This is a genomic window from Pilibacter termitis, from assembly GCF_900167335.1.
Lineage (GTDB): Bacteria > Bacillota > Bacilli > Lactobacillales > Streptococcaceae > Pilibacter > Pilibacter termitis.
The window spans coordinates 1-2,293 of the sequence record NZ_FUXI01000054.1; the positions used below are offsets into that span (position 1 = coordinate 1).

A 2,293-nucleotide genomic window follows, 5' to 3' on the forward strand; every position below is an offset into this window, starting at 1 on the left:
TAACTGATTATATAACTGATTATATAACTGATTATATAACTATTTTTTTTTCTTTTTCCTACCTGCTTTGACTGTTGAATAACGCTCAACGTCTGATTTTAGATATAAACGAACTTTACCACGCCCTTCATCAGAAGATTCGTAAAAAGGTTTAATAGAATTTTGTACCACTGCTTTTTTAAAAGTAGCTGCGGATTTTCCACTTAATTTTATTGACTCACCTGTACTCAATAAATTTTCTTTAATCCATTTTAGAAATTGTTCTTGTTCCATAAGAAAGCCTCCTTGTAAAGTCATTGTAAATCAGAAAGAAAATAAAATCAAAGAATTTATCATCTTTAGTGTATTATTGTTGATTAATTATCTCTTTTGGTGTATAATAAAACAAATGAAGGTTGGAGGAAAAAGATTTAAACAAACTTTCACAAAAAACAAAGAGTAAATGTTAAAATGAAAAGGAGAAACATATTATGACAAAAGTAATTACATTCGCAATTCAAAAAGGCGGTTCAGGAAAAACAACCATGCTGTATAATTTTGGTGAATGGCTTGCACAGAAGTATAAAGTTTTACTGATTGATTTGGATTATCAAAGTTCGCTTTCTGAGGCGTATGAGCTGTATGATGCAGAGAATACGAGTTTAGGAATTTTTACAGGAGAAGAAGTAGAATTTCATCATGTAAAAGAAAATCTTTCAATTATTCCTGCAACTTATGCACTTGAGGATATTCCGTTGCAACTTAGGGCAACAGGAGTGCAAGACGTGTACTTTTTGTTAGAAGATTGGCTTTATGAACACTCAGAAGAAATATTGAAATATGACTTTCTATTGATTGATACGCACCCTGACACGTTAACTGTCACGCAAAATGCAATTGCGACAAGTCAGTATCAAATAGGTGTGTTAGAGCCAAGTGAGTTCGGTTATAATGCAAAACAAAAGTCATTGACGAGCCTAGAAGAATTGAAAATGAAAACGTTCAATCGGCGGACGAAAGAAAATCGTGTCACAACGAAGATGATTTTTTTAGGGAATAAATTGCGACAAAATGAAAGTCTCACGCATAGCTTTTTAAAAGAAGTAGAAAAAGATGATGACGTGATCGCCTTGATTCCACGAAAAACCCTTTTCGAGCAATCAACGTACCAAAAAATTCCAGTTTGCGAACAATTGAAAGACACGAATATTTTATCTCGCAATGGCAATCGAGCTTTTGCAGAACGACTAGAGGTTGAATATAACAAAATTTTAACAATTATTTCGGAGGATTAAGTTATGGGATTTGGTGATAGAGAGAAACAAGAAAAAATCAGAACGGCAAGAAAAAAATCAACTTCAGATTTTTCTTTAGGGACATTGCCAACTCTGCAAATTCAACGAGAGGTAGAAACTGAACGTGTAGTGGCAAGTATTTCTATGAAAAAAAGTACAAAAGAGAAACTAGAAAAACTAAAAAAACATTACAATAAACAATCAGAAGCAGCTCTTGTCTCTGAATTGATTGAAAAACTTTATGACAATACGAAGTTTTAGCGTATTTTAACAGAAAAAGAGTAAGAAACTAGAAAGAGGGAGTCTATGGAATTATCACAACACTTATACAGGAAAACAAAAGAATTAGGTCTAACTGCAATAGAATGGGAAGATATGATGAGAGAAGAAATTCGTTTTCATTTGCAGGAACAAGTAGCTATTTTCTTTGAGATGTTGGATAATTCCCTTTTTCACGAAAAAAGAGCAGAAGGCTATACAACAGAAAAGAAGACGGAAAGAACAATTAGCTTTCGATTTGCTGAAGTAACGTTCAGACGAAGAAGATTGGTACACAAGCAAACGAGAGAGGCTCTTTATCCGCTAGATGAATTTCTAAATATCGCCCCAAGGCAAAGAATTTCTGAAGGATTGAAAGAAACAGTTTCTACAATTTGTGCAAAAGGAATGTACCAAAAGACCATGGAAATCATGGAAGAAGTGAGTTATTCTCGTATTTCAGCAAGTACGGCAAATCGTATCGTGAAAGAAATAGAGGAAAGAGAGAAAATTCTAGCAGAAATCGAAAAAGAAGAAAAAGAGCTTTCCAACGAAGAACCAGAAAAAAGAAAAGTGGACTACCTTTGCATTGAAGGGGACGGTCTTGTTTTAGGTTGCCAAATGAAAGAGTTTCATTTGGAGTTGCACCGATTCCAGATTCATGAGGGTGTGCGTTACAATGGAAAACGGACGGAGTTAATAAATCCTGTGTTGTTTTCGGATTTTTCTCGGAAAAAGGCTTTTGAAAAAGTGTTGATGTA

At 34.0% G+C, this 2,293-nt stretch carries 4 protein-coding genes; 3 read left to right on the forward strand and 1 reads right to left on the reverse strand.

Translation table 11 applies throughout. The features are described from left to right. Window positions 1–39 precede the first annotated feature (39 nt). Window positions 40–273, reverse strand: a complete 234-nt coding sequence (locus B5D30_RS12975) for a hypothetical protein (RefSeq protein WP_078808510.1) — start codon at window positions 271–273, stop codon at window positions 40–42. A 197-nt stretch (window positions 274–470) separates the two neighbouring features. Here B5D30_RS12975 and B5D30_RS12980 point away from each other — a divergent pair, with 197 nt between their 5' ends. The 3 genes from B5D30_RS12980 to B5D30_RS12990 all read left to right on the forward strand — a co-directional run. Continuing rightward, on the forward strand, window positions 471–1,274 hold the full coding sequence (locus tag B5D30_RS12980) for a ParA family protein (RefSeq protein WP_078808511.1): 804 nt from the start codon (window positions 471–473) through the stop codon (window positions 1,272–1,274). Window positions 1,275–1,277: 3 nt separating this feature from the next. Then, window positions 1,278–1,535: a hypothetical protein gene (locus B5D30_RS12985; protein WP_078808512.1), complete on the forward strand. Its 258-nt coding sequence runs from the start codon at window positions 1,278–1,280 to the stop codon at window positions 1,533–1,535. A gap of 45 nt (window positions 1,536–1,580) precedes the next feature. Beyond that, window positions 1,581–2,293: UPF0236 family transposase-like protein (locus B5D30_RS12990; RefSeq protein ID WP_200806747.1), on the forward strand; the 713-nt coding region annotated here is incomplete at its 3' end.